Origin of the sequence: Kitasatospora sp. NPDC127116, from assembly GCF_042677365.1 — a bacterium.
Classification (GTDB): domain Bacteria; phylum Actinomycetota; class Actinomycetes; order Streptomycetales; family Streptomycetaceae; genus Kitasatospora; species Kitasatospora lactacystinica.
On record NZ_JBHXTL010000089.1, the window covers coordinates 1 to 21847 of the forward strand.

Annotated in this window: 17 protein-coding genes and 1 pseudogene; 13 read left to right on the forward strand and 5 right to left on the reverse strand. The window is 75.1% G+C overall.

Annotated features, from left to right (window positions below):
* Positions 1–283: 283 nt before the first annotated feature.
* Positions 284–1357 carry a helix-turn-helix domain-containing protein gene (locus ACFVHV_RS29625; RefSeq protein WP_380354965.1) on the reverse strand — a complete coding sequence of 358 codons (1074 nt, stop codon included), beginning with the start codon at positions 1355–1357 and terminating at the stop codon, positions 284–286.
* A gap of 324 nt (positions 1358–1681) precedes the next feature.
* Here ACFVHV_RS29625 and ACFVHV_RS29630 point away from each other — a divergent pair, with 324 nt between their 5' ends.
* A complete protein-coding gene (locus tag ACFVHV_RS29630; protein ID WP_359906249.1) occupies positions 1682–2203 on the forward strand; it encodes a hypothetical protein in 522 nt (173 codons plus the stop codon).
* Between the two features lie 102 nt (positions 2204–2305).
* Here ACFVHV_RS29630 and ACFVHV_RS29635 read toward each other — a convergent pair whose 3' ends face one another.
* Positions 2306–3073 (reverse strand): GntR family transcriptional regulator, encoded by a 768-nt coding sequence (locus ACFVHV_RS29635; RefSeq protein WP_359906252.1) that lies wholly within the window; start codon positions 3071–3073, stop codon positions 2306–2308.
* A 198-nt stretch (positions 3074–3271) separates the two neighbouring features.
* Between ACFVHV_RS29635 and ACFVHV_RS29640 the strand changes: the two genes are divergently transcribed.
* The 11 genes and pseudogenes from ACFVHV_RS29640 to ligA all read left to right on the forward strand — a co-directional run bounded on the left by ACFVHV_RS29640 (position 3272) and on the right by ligA (position 16208).
* Positions 3272–4906, forward strand: coding sequence for an alkaline phosphatase family protein (locus ACFVHV_RS29640; RefSeq protein ID WP_380354969.1), 1635 nt, complete (start codon positions 3272–3274; stop codon positions 4904–4906).
* Positions 4907–5173: 267 nt separating this feature from the next.
* Entirely contained in the window at positions 5174–6184 is a 1011-nt protein-coding gene (locus ACFVHV_RS29645; protein ID WP_380354971.1) for an aldo/keto reductase, read from the forward strand.
* Positions 6185–6237: 53 nt separating this feature from the next.
* Positions 6238–6669, forward strand: a complete 432-nt coding sequence (locus ACFVHV_RS29650) for an SRPBCC family protein (RefSeq protein ID WP_380354974.1) — start codon at positions 6238–6240, stop codon at positions 6667–6669.
* A gap of 107 nt (positions 6670–6776) precedes the next feature.
* Positions 6777–7889, forward strand: coding sequence for a hypothetical protein (locus ACFVHV_RS29655; RefSeq protein WP_380354978.1), 1113 nt, complete (start codon positions 6777–6779; stop codon positions 7887–7889).
* 199 nt (positions 7890–8088) lie between these two features.
* Positions 8089–9099 carry a 3-oxoacyl-ACP synthase III family protein gene (locus ACFVHV_RS29660; RefSeq protein ID WP_380354981.1) on the forward strand — a complete coding sequence of 337 codons (1011 nt, stop codon included), beginning with the start codon at positions 8089–8091 and terminating at the stop codon, positions 9097–9099.
* Positions 9100–9181: 82 nt separating this feature from the next.
* The gene (locus ACFVHV_RS29665) at positions 9182–9337 is read left to right on the forward strand and encodes a hypothetical protein (RefSeq protein ID WP_359906266.1); all 156 of its coding nucleotides are present in this window, start codon (positions 9182–9184) and stop codon (positions 9335–9337) included.
* A gap of 77 nt (positions 9338–9414) precedes the next feature.
* A complete protein-coding gene (locus tag ACFVHV_RS29670) occupies positions 9415–10953 on the forward strand; it encodes a phenylacetate--CoA ligase family protein (RefSeq protein ID WP_359906269.1) in 1539 nt (512 codons plus the stop codon).
* Positions 10950–11894: a hypothetical protein gene (locus ACFVHV_RS29675; RefSeq protein WP_380354984.1), complete on the forward strand. Its 945-nt coding sequence runs from the start codon at positions 10950–10952 to the stop codon at positions 11892–11894. Before ACFVHV_RS29670 ends, ACFVHV_RS29675 begins: the two co-directional genes overlap by 4 nt.
* Before the next feature lie 65 nt (positions 11895–11959).
* Positions 11960–12475, forward strand: a pseudogene (locus ACFVHV_RS29680) (IS701 family transposase); the annotation flags it as partial.
* Between the two features lie 263 nt (positions 12476–12738).
* Entirely contained in the window at positions 12739–13548 is an 810-nt protein-coding gene (locus tag ACFVHV_RS29685; protein WP_380354987.1) for a TIGR04222 domain-containing membrane protein, read from the forward strand.
* Positions 13549–14129: 581 nt separating this feature from the next.
* Complete coding sequence (gene ligA / locus ACFVHV_RS29690; protein WP_380354990.1) at positions 14130–16208, forward strand: NAD-dependent DNA ligase LigA; 2079 nt, start codon at positions 14130–14132, stop codon at positions 16206–16208.
* Between the two features lie 169 nt (positions 16209–16377).
* On the opposite strand, the gene ACFVHV_RS29695 is transcribed toward ligA, so the two are convergent.
* Positions 16378–17349 carry a hypothetical protein gene (locus ACFVHV_RS29695; RefSeq protein WP_380354992.1) on the reverse strand — a complete coding sequence of 324 codons (972 nt, stop codon included), beginning with the start codon at positions 17347–17349 and terminating at the stop codon, positions 16378–16380.
* A gap of 201 nt (positions 17350–17550) precedes the next feature.
* Here ACFVHV_RS29695 and ACFVHV_RS29700 point away from each other — a divergent pair, with 201 nt between their 5' ends.
* Complete coding sequence (locus tag ACFVHV_RS29700; protein ID WP_380354995.1) at positions 17551–18381, forward strand: arylamine N-acetyltransferase; 831 nt, start codon at positions 17551–17553, stop codon at positions 18379–18381.
* Between the two features lie 93 nt (positions 18382–18474).
* Here the strand turns inward: ACFVHV_RS29700 and ACFVHV_RS29705 are convergent, their stop codons facing one another.
* Entirely contained in the window at positions 18475–21318 is a 2844-nt protein-coding gene (locus ACFVHV_RS29705; RefSeq protein WP_380354996.1) for a M48 family metalloprotease, read from the reverse strand.
* Positions 21315–21812, reverse strand: a complete 498-nt coding sequence (locus ACFVHV_RS29710) for a hypothetical protein (protein ID WP_359906290.1) — start codon at positions 21810–21812, stop codon at positions 21315–21317. Before ACFVHV_RS29710 ends, ACFVHV_RS29705 begins: the two co-directional genes overlap by 4 nt.
* Between the last annotated feature and the right edge of the window lie 35 nt (positions 21813–21847).

Here is a 21847-nt window from a genome sequence, read left to right on the forward strand (position 1 = left end):
GGGCGGTGCGGCACCCGGCGCCCCGGCACGCTCCCCCGTGGCGTGCCGGGCCGCCGGCGCGGAACGGAACTCGACGTTCCGCTGCGCGGTGTCCCTCAGGGAGGATGCCAGGGCGTCACCCCCGCCGTGTTGGCGCTGAGTGGACAGTCCTTGGCATTGCGTGCACTGATCCGGGATTCCCGCCCGCTCGTGCGCACCTGGTGCTCACGATGCGGGGTTTTCGCGCCCGTGGGCCCGGTCCGTACGGGCCGCGCCGCCCGTACGGCTGCCCTTGCCCGTACGGCTACCCGCCGACGGCCCCGTTCCCGTTCCCGCTTCCGGCCCCGCTCCCGGTCCCGCCCTCGCCCCCGCTCCCGGTCAGGGCGCGGTGGCGGTGCTCGCGGGGGGAGAGGCCGTACGCGGCCTTGAAGGCGCGGCTGAACTCGGCGGCGCGGGGCAGGCCGCAGCGGGTGGCGACGGCGTGGACGGGCAGGGAGCGCAGCGCGGGGTCGGCCAGTTCGTGGCGGGCCCGCTCCAGCCGGCGTCGGCGGATGAAGGCGGCGACGGTCTCGCCGCCGGACTCCCGGCCGAAGAGGCGGTGCAGGTAGCTGACGGAGATGTGGTGGGCGGCGGCGATCACGGCGGGCGTCAGCTCGGGGTCGTGCAGGTTGCGTCCGATGAAGGCCCGGACGTGCTCGACCAGGGCCCGTTGCCGGCTGTCGTCGGGCACGGCGGCCTCGGCGTCCACCTCCCGGGCGAGCCAGGCGGCCACCAGGTCGACCACGACGCCGCCCAGGCGGGGGGCGTCGGCGGGGCCCAGGAGGGCGGCCTGCCGGTCGAGGTTGAGCAGGAAGTCCGAGAGCAGCGCGCAGGTGCCCTCCCGGGAGGAGAAGCCGCGGCCCAGCAGGTCCTCCAGCCGGTGCGGCGGCACCGGCAGCAGGGCGGAGGGGAAGTCGACGCCGACGGCCTCGATCCGCAGGTCCCCGGGGGAGCGGGCGGCGCGGGAGCCGAAGGCCCGCAGGTCGAACGGGTGGGAGCTGTCGAGCATGTGCAGGTTGCCGGGCCCGAAGGTCTCGGTGCGCCCGGTGTCGCGGGTCAGGGTGAAGCCGCCGTCGAGCAGCAGGGTGAGGTGGAACACCTCCGGGTCCGAGCGCCGCACCCGGCGCGCGGTGCGGTGGAAGCGGGTCGGCTGGAAGGAGCTGCGCAGGAGGGTCACCGGGCCCAGCTCCAGGCGCCGCATCTCCGCCCGGAAGTCGTCGCAGTGGACGCTGGTCACCTCGCTGTCCCGGGTGCGGCTGACCAACTCCCGCCAGCAGTCGAACCGTTCCGTCACGGGTACGCCCTCGCTGCGGAACACGCTCTGCGTGCTCGTGGCCACTGTCCGCCCTTTCCTTCCGGGGTCCGTCCCCTTCCTGCCCGGCCGGGCTCCCCTCCCCACCAGGTGTCACCGGCTCCTTGCAGCCGGTGACACCGAAACCTACAAGGTCGGGCCCGGTGGCCTCCGCCCGGCCCCCGGTCCGGCGGCCGGCCGCGGGAATCCCGGTGAACCGGCCGCCGCCCGCATCCCGTTGCCATGGACGCAGGGGTCGAGAGGCCCCGCTCCCACCGCACGACGGCGGGCGGGCCCCGGGTCCGTACGGCCGTCCACGACACCGTGCCGCGGCCGGTCGGGAACCGCGCCGCAGCAGAAACGAGGGGAACGATGAGGAACACCGGAACGGTCAAGCGAACCCTGTCCCTGGTCGGCGCCGCCCTGGCACTGGCCTCGGTCACCGGACTGACGACCGCCACCAGCGCCTCCGCCGACGTCAACAGTGAGTGGAACTGCTCGCGCAACCCGAGCGGCTGGGACCACATGAACTGGGGCAACTGCCTGCTGCCCGGCGACTCGCTCGTCTCCGGCAACGGCGACTACCGGCTGCTCTACCAGAACGACGGCAACCTCGTGGAGTACGACACCAACACCGGCTACGCGCTGTGGGCCAGCGGCACCAACAGCGGCGGCCCGGGCAAGGTGATCATGCAGTACGACGGCAACTTCGTCGTCTACGACACCTTCAAGAAGGCCAAGTGGTGGTCCGGCACCGCCCTCGGCTGCAACCCCAGCGCCAACTGGGCGCGCATGCAGAACGACGGCAACTTCGTCGTCTACCGCCCGCACGACAACAACAGCCCCTGGGTGCCGGTCTGGTCCTCGTACAACGGCCGCGTCGGCACCTGCTGACACCCGTACGCCCCGGACGCTTCGTACGCCCTGCACGCCCCGTACGCCCTGCACGCCCTGCACGCCCTGCCGGCGGCGGCCGGACCCGCGGCCGCCGGACGGTCAGTTCGCGTCCGGGGCGCCCAGGGCGAGGGTGAAACTGAACCGGTCCCCGCGGTAGAGGGTGCGCACCTGCTCCAGCGGGCGCCCCGCCGCGTCCAGGCTGCGGCGGTGCAGCAGCAGCATCGGCAGCGCCGGCGGGGTGCCGATCAGCAGGGCCTCGCGCGGGCTGGCCAGCACCGTCTCGATCCGCTCGTCGGCGGCGCCGAGCCGCACCCCCTGCTCGCGCAGATAGCCGTAGAAGGACCCCTCGGGGTCGAAGTCCCCTGCCAGCGCGGGTACCCGGGCGACCGGCACGTACGTGGACTCCAGTCCGACGCGCTCCTCGTCCGCGCGCAGCACCCGCTCCAGGTGCCACAGCGGCTCGCCCTCGGGGACCTCCAGCAGCCGGGCCATCGCCGCGTCGGCGGGCAGCCGGTCCAGGGCGATCAGGGTGCGGCCCGGGCGCAGGCCCTGGCGCGAGACGCCCTCGGTGTAGCTGCTCAGGGACAGCGGCTGCTCGATCTTCGGCCCGGCCACGACCGTGCCCCGGCCCTGCCGCCGCAACCGGCCCTCCAGCAGCAGCTCGCGCAGCGCCTGGCGCACCGTCGCCCGCGCGACCCCGTGACGCTGCGCCAGATCGACCTCGGTGGGCAGCCGCCCGCCCGGGCCCAGCTCGGCGATCAGCTCCTCCAGGCGGGCCTTGACCAGGTAGTACTTGGGCACCCGGCCGTGCTCGGGGACGCCGGCGCGGGCGGGCTCGGGGACGGCCCTGGGGATGGGGTGGTTCACCGCGCAAGCCTATCGAGCGCCGTCCGGGCCGGGCGGGCACCCCGGGGTGAGGGATCACGGAAGCATAACGGGTCTGGTCTGAATTTCTGCGGTTGTTCATACAACCGTGGATTCGCGGAGGGCCCGTCCTCGCCCGCCCGGCCCATCCTCACTTCCGGTGCAACTGCACCGTGCTGCCGACCAGTTGGGAGTCATCCGTTGCGCACCCCGCGCTCCACCCGCACCGCAGCCCTGGCCGTCACCCTCGCCGCCGCCACCACCGTCGCCGGGCTGATCGTGCCGACCGCCACCGCCACCGCCGCCACTGCCGCGACCGCCGCGACCGCCGCGACCGCCGCCACTGCCGCCACTGCCGCCACTGCCGCCACTGCCGCGACCGCCGCGACCGCCACCGCCACCGCCACCGCCGGCGGTCCGTACCAGGGCCTGCCGAACGGCACCAAGCAGGCCAAGACCCTCGTCATCGGCGTCGACGGCACCCGCTACGACAAGCTGCTCACCGCCGACGCCCCCAACCTCAAGGCCCTGATGGCCGGCGGCATGACCGCCACCGGCGACCTCTACGCCAACCCGCTGGCCCCCACCCTCTCCGGCCCCGGCTGGTCGACCATCGCCACCGGCGTGTGGCCCGACAAGCACCAGGTGAAGGACAACAGCTTCACCGGCTCCCGCTTCGACCTGTACCCCGACTTCGCCACCCGCCTGGAGAACGCCGACCCCGCCAACTCCACCCTGGTGATCGGCTCCTGGAACCCGATCGCCGGCAACGTCTTCAACGGCCGTGCCGACCTGCGCCTGCAGGAGAGCGAGAACGACACGAAGACCGCCGCCGACGCCGTCGACCACCTCTCCCACGGCAACCCCGACGCCACCTTCCTGCACTTCGACCAGGTCGACGAGGCCGGCCACAACCACGGCGGCGCCAGCCCCGAGTACGCGGCCGCCCTCCACTCCGCCGACGCCCTGGTCGGCCAGGTCCTCCAGGCCGTCAGGTCCCGCCCCACGTACGCCTCGGAGGACTGGCTGATCCTCGTCACCACCGACCACGGCCACACCGACGCCGGCGGCCACGGCGGCAACAGCGCCGACGAGCGCCAGACCTTCCTGATCGCCGGCGGCACCGGCTACGCCCCCGGCACGCGCCGCTACGACGTCAAGCCGGTCGACATCGCCCCCACCGTCCTCAAGCACGAGGGCGCCCCCGTCGACCCCGCCTGGCAGCTCGACGGCCGCCCGATCGAGGAGATCGTCCCCGACGCCTTCGACGCGCTGCGCCCGGGCCTGCAGGCCCGCGCCGACGAGAGCGGCATCCCGGCCGCGGTCAAGGGCTGGACCCACACCCCGCCGGCCGGCTGGAGCATCGACAACTCCCGCATGCCCACCGGCGGCGTCACCGAGTGGCGCGGCTGGACCTTCGCCACCGACGAGTTCTGGACCGCCGCCCAGCTCGGCCAGTCCCGCGAGACCAATGTGCGCGCCCGCAACGTCTTCGCCGTCGCCGACTCCGACGAGTGGGACGACAAGGCGCACGGCGCCGGCCAGTTCGACTCCACCCTGGTCGGCCCGGCCTACCCGGTCTCCGGCGCGAGCCGCGGCGTGCTGTCCTTCGCGACGAACTACAAGATCGACGGGCCGCAGACCGGTGACGTCTACGTGGTCTTCGACAACGGCGCCCCGCAGCCGGTGAAGTCCTACCGCAGCGACCTCAACACCGTCGAGAACCTCCCCGTCGCCGTCCCGGCCGGCGCCACCACCGCCCGCTTCCAGTTCCGCTACACCGGTACGAACAGCGCCTTCTGGACCGTCGACCAGGTCGCCTTCACGGCTTCCTGAGCCGGACGGCGCGCGGGCGGGGGAGGGGCGCCGGGCCCCGCCCCCGCCCGCGGCCGTGCTGGCCCGCCCCTGCCCGTCGCCCGGGCCCGCTGTCGCCCGTCGCCCCGGCCCGCTGCTGCCCCGGAGCGGCCCACCCCTTGCATTGCAGCGCGCGTGCAACTATTGTTCCTGCATGTAAGGCGCGTCTGCACCAATCACTCGGTGCAGGCGCAACCCCCGGCGGGCACCCCTCCCACGGGCCCCCGCCCGCTCCGCAAAGGCACTGACATGTCCCTCAAGGAACTCCTCCCCGGCACGCTCGGCTTCGGCACCGCCCCCCTCGGCAACATGTTCCGCGCGATCCCCGACGCCGAGGCCCTGGCCACCGTCGAGGCGGCCTGGGAGCACGGCATCCGCTACTACGACACCGCCCCCTTCTACGGCGCCGGCCTCTCCGAGCAGCGCCTGGGCGAGGTCCTCTCCGCCAAGCCCCGCGACGCCTACGTGCTGTCCACCAAGGTCGGCCGCGTCATCCTCGACGAACCGGAGGAGGGCGACCGCGACCTCGGCGAGAAGGGCGGCCTGTTCGAGCACGGCAACCCCAACAAGATGCTCCACGTGTGGACCGCCGAGGCCACCGAACGCTCCATCGAGGACAGCCTGAAGCGCCTGCGCACCGACCGCCTGGACATCGTCTGGGTCCACGACATCGCCCAGGACTTCCACGGCGACCAGTGGCTGGCCAAGTTCGAGGAGGCCCGCACCGGCGCCTTCCGCGTCCTGTCCCGCCTGCGCGACGAGGGCGTCATCAAGGCCTGGGGCCTGGGCGTCAACAAGGCCGAGCCCATCGAGCTCACCCTCGCCCTCGACGAGCCCAAGCCCGACGGCTTCCTCCTGGCCGGCCGCTACACCCTGCTCGATCACGAGTACGCGCTGCAGCGCCTGCTCCCGATGGCCCAGGAGCAGGGCGTCGACATGGTCGTCGGCGGCCCCTACAGCTCCGGCATCCTCGCCGGCGGAGCCCACTTCGAGTACCAGGCCGCCCCGGCGCACATCATCGAGAAGGTCGCCCGCCTCAAGGCCGTCGCCGCCCGGCACGGCGTGTCCGTCAAGGCCGCCGCCCTGCAGTTCTCCCTCGCCCACCCGGTGACCGCCGCCGTCGTCCCCGGCGCCACCAGGCCCAGCCGCATCGCCGAGGACCTCGCCGCGCTGAACGAGACCGTCCCGGCGGCGTTCTGGCAGGAACTGCGCGCCGCCGGCCTGGTCGGCCCGGCCGCCCCGCTGCCCAACGGCGCCTGAACCCCGCCCCTCACCCCCACCCCTCGCCCCGCCGCAGTACAGGAGAAACGATCATGGCCTCCACCTCCGTCAGCCGCATCGTCCCCGCCCCGCCCGACCAGGTCTGGAACCTCATCGGCGGCTTCGACGCCCTGCCCGACTGGCTCCCCTACATCCCCGAGAGCACCACGTCCGAAGGCGGCCGCGTCCGCAGCCTGAAGAACCCCGAGGGCGAGGTCATCGTCGAGCGCCTCGTGGACTTCAACGAGACCGAGCGGCAGTACAGCTACGCCATCCTCCGGGCCCCCTTCCCGGTCACCGGCTACGTCTCGACCCTGCGCGTCCACGCCGTCCCCGGCCGTGACGACATCGCCGAGGTCCAGTGGTCCGGCCGCTTCAACCCCGACAACGCCACCGAACAGGAGGTCGTCGACCTGTTCGCCGGCATTTACGCCGACGGCCTCGACGCCCTCGACAAGACCCTCGCCACGGCCCTCGCGGGCTGAGCGGGGCACCCCGCCCCGCCGCCGGCGTCCCGCGACCCCACCCCTCGGAGGCCGCCCGGGCTGCCGGCCCCGGGGCCCGTACGGGCGGCGGGCGTAGGCTCCGGCCGGTGACACCGAGACCGACACCGCCCGCTGAGCCCGGCCCCGTCTGGGCCCCGCTCACCTCCGCCACCGACGTCGAGCGCGCGACCGGCCTCGCCTGGCTGTCCGGGCTCGGCCACAACCGCGCGGCGCCCGCCGACCTGCTGCTGTGCCTCCTGGACGCCGGCACGCACGACGTCCTGCACCGCGACGACCTGCCCGAGGAGGTCGTGGACGCCGCGATCGCCCACCCCGGCCGACGCGTGCGGATCGCTGTCGCGGAGAGCGGCCGACTGACACCGGCGCAGTGGGACAGGCTCATCGCCGCCACGCCCGGGTCGGGCCTGCGCGGGCTGTTCACGGAACTGGCCGGCGCCGCCCGGAAACCGTCGCCGGGCGACGCCCTCCCGCCCGCCGGCCCCGCCGACCCCGCCGAGCTGGCGGCGACGGCCGCCGCGACCCCCGACATCGACCCCGGCAGCGGGAGCGCGGAGCTGCGGTGGGTCACCGCCCTGCACGCCGACGCCGAGGCCATGCGCCTGCTCGCCGCCTCCCCGAAGCTGCTGGTCCGCCGCAGCGTCGCCAGGGCGCCGCGCCTGCCCGCCGACGTGGCCGACCTCCTCGCCCGCGACGAGGACCGCGTGGTGCGGATCTTCCTGGCCGAGTCCTGCGACGACGCCCCGCCCTGGATGCTCCTGGACATGGCGGGGTGGTGGGACGGCACCTTCTCCTTCCCCGGCCGCCCGCGCAACCACCCCAACTTCCCCCGCGAGGGCCTGCTGCGCCTCGCCGCCGACCCGAACCCGCGCCTGCGGGCCGCCGCGCTCGACGACCCCGCCACCAGCTGCGCCGACGTCGAGCGGGCCGCCGCGGACCCCGACCCGGTGGTCCGCCGGGCCGCCGCCGGGCACCGCCGGCTCGCCCCGGCCACCGCTGCCGCGCTCGCCGCCGACGACGACCGCGACGTGCGGTGGCTCGCCCGGACCAATCCGGCCCTGCCGCCGGAGGACCTGGTGGCGCTGCTGCTCGATCCGCGCGGGGCCGCGACCGGCGCCCGGAATCCCGCCGTTCCCGGCGCCGTCATGCACCGCATGGTCGATCTCGCCCTCGCGCACACCGGGATCCCGCCGGCGCCGTGATCCGTCGTCCGCCCGGGCGGCGAGGGTGCCGGTGTCGGTGCTGGTCAGGGCTCCTCGGCGCTGTATAGCCTGACGGGGCGTCGGGCCGGACCGGGAAACGGAAGTTCGATGACGAACTCCCTCGGCGGCGGAAGCGGCACCTTGCCGGTGTCGAACAGTGCGCGGACAGGCGAGCCGCGCGGCCGGAAGGGGCAGTGGCGTGGACTACGGACTGATGTCGTTCGGATCGGCCCTCGGGGAGCCCGTCGCCGTCGCCGACGTGGCGTCGGAGTACACCGAGGACGTCGAACGCGTCCTGGCGTACGGCTACCGCACCGTCCACCGCAGCCCGGCCGGGGTCGGGCTCACCGACCTGGCCGTCGACGCCGCCCGGGCGGCCCTGGACGAAGCGGGCACCGACCCCGCCGAGCTGGACCTGGTGGTCCTCGCGATCACCGACATCCCCGAGTACCTGTACTGGGACGCGGCCGCGAGCCTCCAGGACCGGCTGGGCGCCCGCCGTGCCGAGGCGGTCCTCGTCGGCCAGGGCTGCGTCAGCGGCATCACCTGCTTCGACCTGCTCGCCGGCCGCTTCGCCACTCACCCCGAGTACCAGCGGGCGCTGGTGGTCGGGGCGAACCGGACGTGCGAGCCGTACTGGAACCGGATGCACACCAACTCGCTGCTGTTCTCCGACGGCGCCGGCGCCGCGGTGGCCGGGCGCGGCCACCCCGAACTGCGCTGGCGGGCCAGCGAGACGATCAGCGACGGCCGCTACGCCGACCTGTTCCGGATGGACCAGGGCGGGGCGGCCGACCCCTTCCGCGGCGGTCGGACGCCCCCGCCGGCCCGCGACGCCTGGGGCCTGATGGAGTTCTTCGACTACGACGCCGAGCGCTTCCAGGAGTTCGCCGGCCTGATGGGCGAGCGGGTGCGCGAGGTGGTGGCCCGGGCCTGCAAGCGGATCGGCGCGTCCGTCCCGGACCTGGCCAGGGTGGTGCTGCTCAACGACAACCTCGGCACGCTGACGAAGCTGGCCGACCGGCTCGGCGTCCCGGTGGAGCGCACCAACCTCGAAATCTCCCTGGAGCGGGGCCACTTCGGGGCCGCGGACCACCTCCTCGACCTCCATCACCACCGCGCGTCCGGGCACTTCGGCGACGGCGACCTGATCGCCCTGGCCGGCATGGGGCGCGGCATGCACTGGAGCTGCACCCTCCTGGAGTGCTGACACCACGAACTGACGTGAACAGCCGGAAGGTTGGCCGTGCACACAGGCTGTTGCGGGTGGCCGAACCGTCCCTATACTGCCGTTGCCCGTCGACCAGAACCGGCCACGGGCATCCGCTGCCGCGCCCGGTCAGGGCGGCCGGCCCGGCCCGTACGAGGGAGAACCGATCATGGTCAAGCACTACCTCAAGTACGCCTTCAGCACCCTCACCGCCGCCATGTTCCTCCACATGGTCTGACCTGATCGGGGCCTGATCCGATCGACCCCGGCCGGGGCCGGGTGGCGTACCGTCCGACCCTGGCCTGGGGAGCCCGCTTGTTCGCGACCGCGCTGAGCCAACTGCGTTACGGCGCAGCAATCCTGACGAACCGTCGAATACGCCCGAGCGACCTGGAACGCCTCGCGCGGGACCTGGTCGCCACCATCGCCGAGTTCGGCGAGCCCGGCGAGGACTCCGCCCTGCTGCCCGGCCGGGCCGGACACGTCGACCCGCAGGTGCGGCGCGAGGTGGCCCGGCGCAGCCTGCGCGCCACCGCCCGCGCCGCCGCCCGGCACACCGCCCACTACCGCCGGCTGTTCGCCGAACTCGACCTCGACCCGGCCCGGTTGGAGCCCGAGGACTGGTCGCGCGTCCCCGTCACCCCCAAACAGGCGCTGCGCGCCCTGCCCGCCGCCTTCGTCTCGGACGCCGCCACCCCCGTCCTGATGGCGCTCACCACCGGCACCAGCGGCACCCCCACCGCGGTGTGGTTCTCCCGCGCCGAACTCGAGTGCGCCGTCGCCTTCAGCACCATCTCCGCCGTGCTCGGCCTCGGCCTGCGCCCCCGCCACACCGTCGCCTACGCCGGCTGCTCCCGCGCCACCCTGCCGCTCGTCAACGCCGAGGAGTCGGCCACCCGCGCCGGCGCAGGGTTCGTCCAGTTCGGCACCGTCGGCCCCGCCGTGGCCCTCGACCGCCTCGCCGCCCCGCTCGGCCTGCCCGGCAAGGACCCCCGGATCACCCACCTGACCACCTCCGCCTCCTACCTGGCCGCCCTCGTCCAGGAAGCCGAACAACGCAAGTGGCGCAGCGCCGACTTCGGCCTGCGGTCGATCAGCGTCGGCGGCGAGGTGCTCTCCGCGCCCCTGCGCCGCCGCGCCGAGGAGGTGTTCGGCGCCACCGCCACCTCCGCCTACCTGATGACCGAGATCCTGCCCTCCGGCGCCACCCCCTGCACCCGGGGCCACCTCCACCACACCACCGAGTTCGGACACCTCGAAGTCCTCGACCCGCTCACCTGGGAACCCACCGCCCCCGGCGCCACCGGCACCGTCGTGCACACCCCCTACGTGCCCTACCGCGACTGCACCCTGCTGCTGCGCTACGCCACCGGCGACCTCGTCCGCCTCCCCGCCGAGCCGCCCACCTGCGAACTCGCCCACCTCCCCGCCACCTCCGAGATCCTCGGCCGCTGGAACGGGCCGCTCAGCCGCACCGTCACCACCCGCGAGGTGCTCGACCTGGTCGAGGCCGAACCGGAGGTCCCGCTGCCCGCCCGCCACGCCCTCACCGAAGGCCCCGACGGCCCCCACGGGCCCGCCCGCCTGCACCTGCTGGTCGACCGCCTGCCCGCCACCGCCCTGCGCGGCCGCCTGGAGGAGCGCGCCCACGCCGCCGGCCTGCGGCTGTCCGACATCGTGCTGTACGAGGACCGCGCCGCCATGCCGCCCACCGCACCCCTGCGCGCCGACCTGCGCGAGCACACCTTCGACACCCTCGACACTCCCGGCACCGCCGGCGGCCCCGGCGCCCTCGGCACACCACCGGCACCCCCGTCGCCGTCGACGGTCCCGGCCGGGGGAGGAACCGCATGACCGTCAGCCCCGCCGCCCTGGCCGCACTGAGCGCCGCCGTCGCCGCCGAACTGGCCCTGGCCGCCTGGTACCTCGCCCGGATCCGGATGCCCCGCCCCCCGGTCGGCGTCTACACCGGCGGCGACATCGCCGTCCTGTGCGCCGGCGTCGTCCTCGCCCCGCTGCTCTACACCGCCCTGCCCGGCGCCGCCGTCTCCGCCGTCTTCGGCCTCGTCGGCTGCCTGGCCGTCCAGTTCACCCTCGCCCCGCTGCTCGCCGCCGCCCGGCTGCGCGCCGCCCCCTGGTCCTGGGCCGCCGCCCTCACCGCCACCGCCGCCACCACGCTCGCCGCCCTCACCGGCCACCCCGGCGCCGCCCGGGCCGGCAGCGACCTGATGATCGCCGCCGCCGTCGTCGGCGTCGCCAACCTCTGGACCCAGAGCGGCCTGCGCTCCGTCCACACCGCCGCCCTGGCCGCCGTCCTCACCGCCTACGACCTCACCGCCACCACCCTCACCGACACCACCGCCCGCTTCTTCGAACAGGTCCAGGACCGCCCCTTCGCCCCGATGCTCGCCCTCACCGGCGGCCCGGCCCCCGTCGCCGTCGGCCTCGGCGACCTGCTGCTGCTCGTCCTGTCCCCGCTGGTCGCCGCCAAGGCCCACGGCCGCACCGCCGCCGCCGTCGCCGCCCTCGTCGGCCTGCTGACCACCAGCGCCGTCAGCGCCTGCTTCGCCCTCAACTGGCTCACCACCGGATTCCCGCTGCTCACCGCGCTGGGCCCGCTGATCGTCGCCCAGCACCTGTACTGGCAGCGCCGCTCGGGCGGCGAGCGGACCACCGCCCAGTGGCGCGAGGGCCACCCGCTCCCGCTCCCCGCCCGCTCCGGCACCCGACCCGGCACCGAGCCGGACGCCGCCCTCGCCGCCCCCGTCCCCGAGGGCGCACCCCCGGGTACTTAGTACGGCAACGGTGCTTACCGTGAAGGTTGTTGGATTCGCTCGTTGGGCTGTTCACGGGTGGGGACATGTCCGATGTCGATGCTCGTTGCTGGTCGGACGGGCTCGCCGAACTGCATGAGCGGTTCGGTCACCGGTTCGCGCGGAGCGAGGCGCGGGATTCGGCGTTGGCCTACATGCGGGGTCTGCTGGCGCCGTTGGAACGCAAGAACGACTGGACGGTGGCCGAGGAGGCCGGTCACGGCGGGCCGGACCGGATCCAGCGGCTGCTGAACCGGATCGACCGGGACGCGGACGGGGTGCTCGACGGCGTGCGCGAGTACGTCGTCGAGCACCTGGCCGATCCCGGTGGCGTGCTGATCGTGGACGACACCGGATTCCTGAAGAAGGGCGTGCGGTCGGCCGGGGTCCAGCGGCAGTACTCCGGCACCCCCGGCCGCACCGAGAACTGCCAGGTCGGCGTCTTCCTCGCCTACTCCGGCAAGCTGGGCCGGACCCTGATCGACCGGGCGCTCTACCTGCCGAAGTCCTGGACCGACGACCGCGAGCGCTGCCGGGCCGCCGGGATCGGCGACGAGGTCGAGTCGCCCAGCGCGGTCCTGCCGTGCCCACCACACCGACCGGCTGCACCACGGCACCGCCCTCCACGCCCTGTCCTCCGGCGGTCGTCGCTTCCCTGCCCGCCGGGCGGGCAGGCGGGCGCCAGGTCAGTGTCAACTCCCGTTCTGCATAACACACTTGCCACTTGCTCGGCGGTCGTCGCGGGCTACACACTGGGGCTGGCTCGACGGGGAGAGGGGACGTCATGTGGGTGGTCCTGGTGCTTCTGCTGGGAGTGTCGGCGGCGGTGGCCGTGGCCGCCGTGTGCTGCTACGTCGGGCTGCGGGAGCTGCGCCGGGCGGAACAGCTGGCGACCGGGCGGGAGTTCGACCTGACACGGGTCGACCTCGCCTTCCTGGCCGGGAACCTGGGGGTGATGACCGTGACGGAGATGTACGAGCGCGGCCGATTGGTTGCCTCCCGCTCCGGTGACGTCACGCTGACCACGCCCGCCGCAGCCGGCACCGGCGCGGGAGCGGAGGACGGTGCCGGAGACGAGTTCGAGGCGGCGGCCGTGCGCTCACTCGGGTCCGCGCGCACCGGCGATCTCACCACGCTGCGCTGGGCGGTGGAGAAGTCCCCGGAGGCGAAGGCCCTGCGCGCGCGGCTCGCGGCGCGGGGCCTGGCCGACGACGAGGACCTCGTCGAACGCGTATGCCGGGTGAACCGGCGGATGGAGGTGCTGATCGGCGCGGTGGTCCTCGCGTTCCTGGTCGCAGGGGCGTGGACGGGCGCGCACCGAGGGCTCTGGCCCGCCCCGCTGGCGGCCTTCCTGCTCGCGGCCTTCCTGCTGCCCTTCGCGGCCGCTCTGTGGATCAACCACGTATCGCTTCCGCTGCTACGCAACGCCACCGAGACGGGAGCCCGGGTACTGAAAGCCGCCCGAGCGGCCGAACCCCACAGCGGGACGGCAGCCGTGGCCCTGCGGGGACTCACCGCCCTGCCCGCCGACCACGAACTGCGTACCTGCGACGCCGCCTCCGACCGCCGGATGGCCGCCCAGGTGGAAGCCTCGATGCAGCAGCGCCTCTACACGTGCTCCGGCGAGGGGGGTTAGCTACGGGGCCTGGTACTCCAGCAGGACTTCGACGTTTTGCCTGTTCAGAGGGCTGCGCGATGGAGTGTAGTGGGTTGGTGCTCCATCAGGGGCGGTCTTCATGGGACCGCCCCTCGATCGTGTGCAGTCGACGTTGATAGTGGCAGCGGCGGGCGACGGCCTGGCGTTCCCGTCGCCAGATGGACCAGTTCAAGGCATGAGCGCGGGGCGAGCACCGTGGCGGACGCGGGCCGTGCGGACGGCCAGTTGCCAGGAGCCGCCGGATCTTCGCCACGGTGAGGTCGACCATGGGGCGGGAACCGTTTCTGCAGCCCCCTTTGACGCCGCTGCCGCCATCGCGGCCAGGAAGGCGTGGGCGAGCATGGCCAGGGTGATGTGTCGCATCCAGCCGGTGCAGCGGCGGACCTCGCACAAGACACGCCCCGGCTCGCCCTCGCCGAAGGCCGCGTCCTCGGCACCGGCCCCACCCCCGGCCACGCCCGCCGCCACGCCCGCCGCCACGGCGCCGACACCCCCACCACCGCCCGGATGGTCCGACCGCTCCGGGCGCCGATGTCAGTGCCGGCCGTCATGATTCCCGCATGATCGAGACCGCAGCACCGCTCGCCTCCCCGTCCGCGTACGCCGACGCCGTCGCCACCGCCGTCCGGGCCGCCGCCGCGTACTACACCGACGGCTCCACCCCGCTCGGGGACGACGAGTACGACGCCCTGCTGCGGGCCATCGCCGTCTACGAGAGCGCCCACCCCGACCAGGCCCTGCCCGACTCGCCGACCGGAAAGGTGGCCGGCGGCGCCGCCACCGGCGACGTCCCGCACAGCGCGCCGATGCTCTCCCTGGACAACGTCTTCTCCGCCGAGGAACTGGAGTCCTGGGCCGCCGGCCTCGAACGGCGCCTGGGCCGGCCGGTCGCCGCCTGGTGCGTGGAGCCCAAGCTCGACGGCCTCGCCGTCGCCGCCCGCTACCGCGCCGGGCGCCTGCAGCAGCTCATCACCCGCGGCGACGGCCTCGCCGGCGAGGACATCACCCACGCCGCCGACGCCGTCCTCGGCCTGCCCGCCGAGCTCACCGAGCCCGCCGACATCGAACTGCGCGGCGAAGTCCTGCTCACCCAGGAGCAGTTCGAGCACGCCAACCGGGTGCGCGCCGAGCACGGCGCCACCCCCTTCGCCCACCCCCGCAGCGGCGCCGCCGGCACCCTGCGGGCCAAGGACCGCCCCTACCGGATCGAACTGACCTTCTTCGGCTACGACGCCGTCGGCCCCGAGGGCCTCGACCACAGCGCCCTGCTGGACCACCTCGCCGTCCTCGGCGCCAACACCGCCGCCACCACCGACGCCCGCCCGCGGCACTGCGCGGGCATCACCGAGGTCCAGCGGCGGATCGAGGAGATCGCCGCGCTGCGCGCCGAACTGCCCTTCGGGATCGACGGCGTGGTGGTCAAGGCCGACCTGGCCGCCGACCGCGCCGAGGCCGGCCTGGGCTCGCGCGCCCCGCGCTGGGCGGTGGCCCGCAAACTGGCCGCCCAGCACAAGGTCACCCGGCTGCTCGGGGTGGAGTGGAACGTCGGCCGCACCGGGATCATCGCCCCGCGCGCCGTCCTCGAACCCGTCGTCATCGACGGCGTCACCGTCACCTTCGCCACCCTCCACAACCCCGCCGACATCGAACGGCGCGGGCTGATGATCGGCGACCAGGTCTTCGTCTACCGCGCCGGCGACGTGATCCCCCGGGTGGAGGCCCCGGTGCTCGACGCCCGCACCGGCGCCGAGCAGCCGATCGCCTTCCCCGAGGCGTGCCCGCGCTGCGGCGACGCCATCGACACCACCGAACAGCGCTGGCGCTGCACCCGCGGCCGCAACTGCCAGGCCGTCGCCTCCGTCCTCTACGCGGCCGGCCGCGACCAGCTCGACATCGAGGGCCTCGGCGGCACCCGCGCCGTCCAGCTCGTCGAAGCCGGACTGGTCGCCGACCTCGCCGACCTGTTCACCCTCACCCGCGAGCAACTGCTCACCCTGGAGCGGATGGGGGAGACCAGCGCCGACAACCTGCTCGCCGCGATCGCCACCGCCCGCACCCAGCCGCTCAACCGGGTCTTCTGCGCCCTCGGCATCCGCGGCACCGGACGGACCATGTCCCGCCGCATCGCCGCGCACTTCGGCAGCATGACGGCGATCCGCGCCGCCGACGCCGAAACCCTGGCCGGCGTCGACGGCATCGGCACCGAGAAGGCCCGCGTCGTCGCCGCCGAACTCGTCGACCTCGCCCCGCTGCTGGACCGCCTCGCCGCCCTCGGCGTGGGCACCGCCGTCACCGCCCCGACCGCCCCCGCCGCCGCGGCGGGGGAGAGCGGCACCGGCGACGGGAACGGCACCGGCGAGGGGAGCGACGGCGGTGGCGACGGCGGACCGCTGGCCGGCGAGGCCGTCGTCGTCACCGGCAGCATGACCGGCGCCCTCGCCGACCTCTCCCGCAACCAGATGAACGAACTGATCGAACGCGCCGGGGGCAAGGCCTCCTCCTCGGTCTCCAAGCGCACCACCCTCCTGGTCGCGGGCGAGAAGGCCGGCTCCAAGCGCGCCAAGGCCGAGGAACTCGGCATCCGCATCCTCACCCCCGAGGAGTTCGCCACCCTGGTGGCCACCCACCTGGAGGCCTGACGGCCGGCCGGCCACCGTCCGGGCCCCGAGCGGCCCCCGACCACGACCCCCGACCACGACCCCCGACCGCGACCGCCTCCGCCGGGTCCTCCCGAGGACCCGCCGGGGGCGGCGTCGTTCGCGGGGGTTGCGCACGGGCGGCGCGGGGGAGCGCGACGGGCCGCCGGCGCTACGGGGAGTTGCCGTTGGCGGCGAGGCGGGCGCTCATGTCCGCGTGGGCGCGCTCGGAGCGGGTGTTGGCCGGGTCGTGGACGAGGCGCAGGTAGTCGTAGAGGATCCGCACGCACGCGTCGCGGGTGGAGCAGGGCGCGTCGGGGGCCAGGTCGAGGCCCCGGGTGATCTCCATCAGCCGGCCGTCGGCCGCGGCGTACACCGGGTGCCAGACGAGCCGCACCGCCGGGTCGAGCGCCATGACCACCCGCAGCTGCGGCACCTCCTGCGCGATCAGGACGCTCTCGGGGTCGTAGGCCCGCAGGAAGATGTGGACGGGGCCGCGGGCGCGGCTCACGAAGGCCTTGGACAGGACGTTCCACATCGGCGTCTTGAGCATCCAGTCCGGGGTCAGGGACAGCCGGTCGACCACGCCGCCGAAGGCGGTGGCCTCCAGCGGGGTGTGGCCCTTGGCGAGGGCGTAGTCGCTGATCTCCCGGCCGCCCGACCACAGGGCCAGCGTCGGCGTGTCGATCTCCAGGTGGTCGCCGACGACCTTCACCAGCTCCTGGTACCAGCTGTTCGACGCGCGGTGGTCGCGCTGGTCCTGGCGTTCGGTGAACCGCGCCATGGCCTCGTCGTTGAGCCGTCCCTGGTCGGCGATGCCGCCGAGGACGAGCTGCCAGGCGATCTCCGTGACGTCCCCGGAGAAGCCCGCCCGGGCCATGTCCTCGCGGAACGTGCCCCACTCGCCGTGCCCGGTCGGGTCGGCGGCGTCGCGCCGCGCCTGCTCCCTGACCCCGGGGGCCTCCTGGCGCTGCAGCCGGCGCGTCACGGCCGCGTTGCCCACCGTCCGCTGGAGGGCCGCGAGTTCGGCCGGGTGCGGCGCCCTGCCGGGGGCGGCGGGCACCGCGGCCGGGCCCGGCGTCGTACGCCTCCTCGGCGCGGCCCCGGGCACCGGCGGCACCGAGCGTGTCACGGCCTTGCGCACGCTTCCCGGCCCTCCCGTTTCGCCGTCCGGCCCCCGGCCGTCGAGACTACGGCCCCGGCGCGGGCGTCCACGAGGGCCGAAAGGGCAGAGCGGGGGCAGCGCCCGGGGGCGGCGCCGACCCGTGGCCGCGCACGGCCGTCCGGGTGGACGTAGGACCAAAAGCCGATGCCCCCGCGCCCCGCACCCCGGTGGAATGGCCGGATGGATCACGCGCCACACCCCGAGCAGCCCCCCGCCGGCCTCACCGCCGCCCAGCGGTCCGCCTACCTCGACCGCATCGCCCTCCCCGACCCCGGAGCGCCCTCCCCGCAGGCCCTCGCCCGGCTCCAGCTCGCGCACCTGCGCACCGTCCCGTTCGAGAACCTGAGCATCCACCTCGGCGAGGGCGTCGACCTCGACCCCGCCGCCCTGCGGACCAAGGTCGTGACCCGCCGCCGAGGCGGCTTCTGCTACGAACTCAACGGCTCCTTCGCCGAGTTGCTCACCTCACTCGGCTACCGGGTCAGCCTGCTGGCCGCCCGCGTCTTCGACGGCGAACGGCTCGGCCCGCCGCTCGACCACCTCGCCCTGCGGGTGGACCTCGACGAGCCGTGGCTGGTCGACGTCGGCTTCGGCCGCTTCAGCCGCCACCCGCTGCGCCTGGACGAGCGCGGCGAACAGACCGACGCCGAGGGCGCGTTCACCCTCGTCCCGACCGGCGGGCACGGCGACCTGGACGTCCTGCTGGACGGCGCGCCGCAGTACCGCCTGGGCCCGCGCCCGTACGAACTCGCCGACTTCGCCCCGACCTGCTGGTGGCAGGCCACCTCGCCGCACTCCCACTTCACCCGCTCGACGACCTGCTCGCTGCCCACCGCGGACGGCGGGCGGGTGACCATCAGCGGAAACCGCCTGATCACCACCACCCCGGACGGCGGGCGCACCGAGCGGACCCTCGCCGACGACGAGGCCCTCGCCGCCTACCGCACCCGCTTCGGGATCGCGCTGGACCGCCTCCCGGCCCTGCCGGTCCTCCCGGTCTCCTCGGGCTGAGCGCTCGGCGGCCGCCGAGCGCTCAGCCCGAGCAGGCCGCGGCCGGCCCCGCCCGCCGGCTCGGCGAGCCGACCGCCCGAGCGGGACCGCCCCTCAGCCGTCGCCCCGCCCCGAGGGCCGAGGACCGGTGATGCGGACCAGGTCCGGCCAGTACCGCGGCCCGTCGCTCTCGATCCGCCGCACGACGGGATCGATGGCGCCCAGGGTCGCACGGAGCCCGTCGGCGACCTCCGCCAGCACGGCGTCGCCCTCGCCCGGCTGCTCCTCGCGGTCGCGGTCCATGACCTGCGCGCAGTGCTGCCCGGCCCGTCGGGTCTGCTCCAGTGCCGCCCACCACGGCCCGTCCAGGCCGGAGTCGGGGATGTGGAGGTGTCCCAGGGCGGTCCCGGCGGCGCGGTGGAGCGTGGTGCAGATCCCGGCGAAGCGGCGGCCGTCGAACCGCACCTGCTCGCCCGGGTGCTCCCGCGCCGTCCGATCGAGCACCTGGACCTCGTCGTAGAAGGCCTGGTACCCCTCGATGAGCGCCAGGGTGTCCTGCTTCCCGCCGACCCGGTACCACATCAGCAGCTGGAAGACGCGCACCCGTTCGGACCGGGCGTCGGCCGGACGCTGCACCACGGGGCCGAGCCCGCCCGCCGAACCCGAACCCGACGCCTGCACGGCGACGGGCCCCAGCGCCAGCGCCCCGACGAGGACCCCGGCGAGCACCGCCCGCCGGGGGCCGGAGCGCGCCACCCGGTCGGCGGTCTGCGGCCCGTCGCCCCGCCGCCGGACGAGCGCGAGCGGCAACCGCACCAGCGCCGCGGCCATCGCCGCCCCGAACAGCGCCGGCAGCACCGGGCCGGCCAGCACCTGCACCAGCGGCCAACTGCCCCGCGGTACCCACAGACAGCTGTCGCCCATGGTCCGCAACGGCCCGAGGCAGCCGTCCACCGACATCAGCAGGAACACCGCCACCAGCGCGCACGCCTGGGCGACCCCCGCCGCCACCAGCGCCCCGACGAGCCACAGCCGCCGGGACACCAGTGCCACGACCACCGCCGTGACCACCATCCCCGCCCAGATCGCGACCGTCAGCCACCACACGTACCGCAGCGCGAACCCGCTCCCGCGCTCACCCAGCGGCGGCCGGTCCGCGTGCAGCGCCGCCTTGACCGCCAGCACCCCGACCACGCACAAGGCACCGCCCAGCAGCCCGCGGCGCAGCGCCCGGCCGAGCCCCCGGTGCCCGCCGAGCAGCCACAGCAGGTACGGCAGCGCCCACAGCGCCCCCGCGGCCGCGGCGAAGGCCACGGTGCGCCCGTCCGTACCGAGACGCGGCAGCACGGCGGCGATCCACCCCAGCTCGGCCCGGTGCCGCTCCCACCCGTCGGGGAACTGCTGGAGCAGCACCTCCCGGATCCCGCCCTGGACCAGGAAGTCCCCGGCGGTGTACAGGTGGCCGCCCTTCGACCACCAGGTCAGCCCGGCCGCGGCGACCAGCACCGCCGCCGCCAGCGCCATCACCGCGGCCACCCGCCCGCGCCCCGGATCCAGCCCCAGCCGGGCGCACTGCACCAGCCACGGGACGTACGCCAACGCGCCGAGCAGCGGCACCAGCAGGGCGATCGGATGCTCCGGGAGCCAACCGCCGCCGGCGGTGATGTCCACGGTCAGCTCGCCGACCACCAGGCCGGCGCCCAGCCACAGCCCCGCCCGCAGCCCGTCCGGCCCGGCCGTCCCGCGGTGCGCCGCGTACGCCGTCGACCGCCAGGCCGCCACCGCGAGGATCGTCGCCGTCGGCACGGTGGCCAGCCACACCCCGACCGTCCCGTCGGCAAAGGGGGGCAGCAGCAGGGGGACGGCGATACCGGCCGCGCCCACCAGGAACGTCTGCAACGGCGCCAGGGTGAACAGCGCCGCCGGGTCGTCCAGCGCCCGGCGCCGCTGCGCCCAGGTCGGATGCGACCGCCAGAGGCGGCCGAGCCGGGCGGCCGGGCCCGCGGGGTCGCGCACGTCCCACACCCGCCGGTCGGCGCCGAGGGCGACGGCGTCCGCGTCCGCGTACAGCTCCCGGTGGCGCAGCGTGTCGGCGCGGGCCAGGACCACCAGCAGCGCCATCCCCAGCGCGGTGGCCGTCTGCCGCACCAGCGGCGCCCGCCCGGCCGGCCAGAACACCCGGTCGGCGCCCACGAAGAGCCCGAACTCCGCGCCCACCAGCGTCCCGCCGACCACCAGCACGAACGGCAGGGCCACCAGCAGTGCGAACACCCGCCACAGGGCGGTGACCGCGTACCCCAGGTCCACGTCCCGGTTGCGGATGTGTGCGAACTCGTGGAGCACCACGGCCCGGAACCCGGCCGGATCGCTGTGCCGGCTCACCGAGAGCCCCGCGTACAGGCACACGGTGCGCCGGCGCGCGTGGCCGAACGCCACCGCCCCCGGGCCGAGCCGGCGCGGGTCCACCACGAACTCCGGTACCACGGGCAGCCGGGCCTGCCCCGCCAGGCGCTCCAGCTCCTCCCGCAGCTGCCCGTCCACGGGCACCAGCCGGCGCGAGCGCCGGCGCCAGCGGGGCAGCAGCAGGTACAGCGTCGCGGCCGCGGCCAGCACCAGCGCCAGCGCGACGGGCACCGGCCACGACGGGTCGTCCGGTCCGGCGGCCAGGCAGGCGCGCAGGGCCGGGTCCGTTCCCGGGGCGACTCCCAGTTGCGCCAGGAAGTCCCCGTTGGGGTCGAGCCCGGCGGCCAGCTTGCAGGCGTACTCCGTCGCCCTGCCCTTGCGGACCAGCTCCAGCATGGTCGTCAGCATGTGGTGGCCGGCGACGACCATGGACAGCAGCAGCAGGCCGAAGCGCAGGGCGGTTCCGGCGGGCAGTACCCGTGGGTCGAGGGCCGGCGGGACGGCGGGCGGCTCCGGTGGCATCGGTGGCACCGGCGGCGCGGCGGGTGCGCTCACGCCGGTGGCTCCGGGAGGAGCGGTGCGCCGGACCCGCGCCCGGCCCCGGAGCCGGGTTCCGCCGGGGGAGCGGGCGCGCCCGGCTCCATGGCCAGCCGGGCCACCACGCAGTCCGCGAGCGCGCCGGCGGCCGGCTCGTCGAACCCGGCCTCGCGGGCACCCGTGCGCACCCGGGCGTGGACGGCCGCCAACTGCCGCTCGTCCAAAGGCGGTACGGGCGGCTCCACCGCGGGCCGGGCGCGCCCGCGCCGCCACAGCCGCCGCAGCCCGCCGCCCGCGCGCCTCACGCCGGCACCGACCGCGGCCCGGCACGCCTCGTCCACCGCCATCCACACCACCGGGGTGGCCAGCGCGGCCGCCTCGGCCAGCCCGAACCCCAGCGGTTCGCCGCGCTGCCGGCGTCCGAACAGCGCCACCACCTCCTCGGAGGACAGTCCGTCCAGCCCCCGCAGCAACGGCAGTTCCTCCGGCGCCAGCCGTGTCACCACATCCACGACGACGTCCCGAACCGATCCGGCCATCCGCCCGA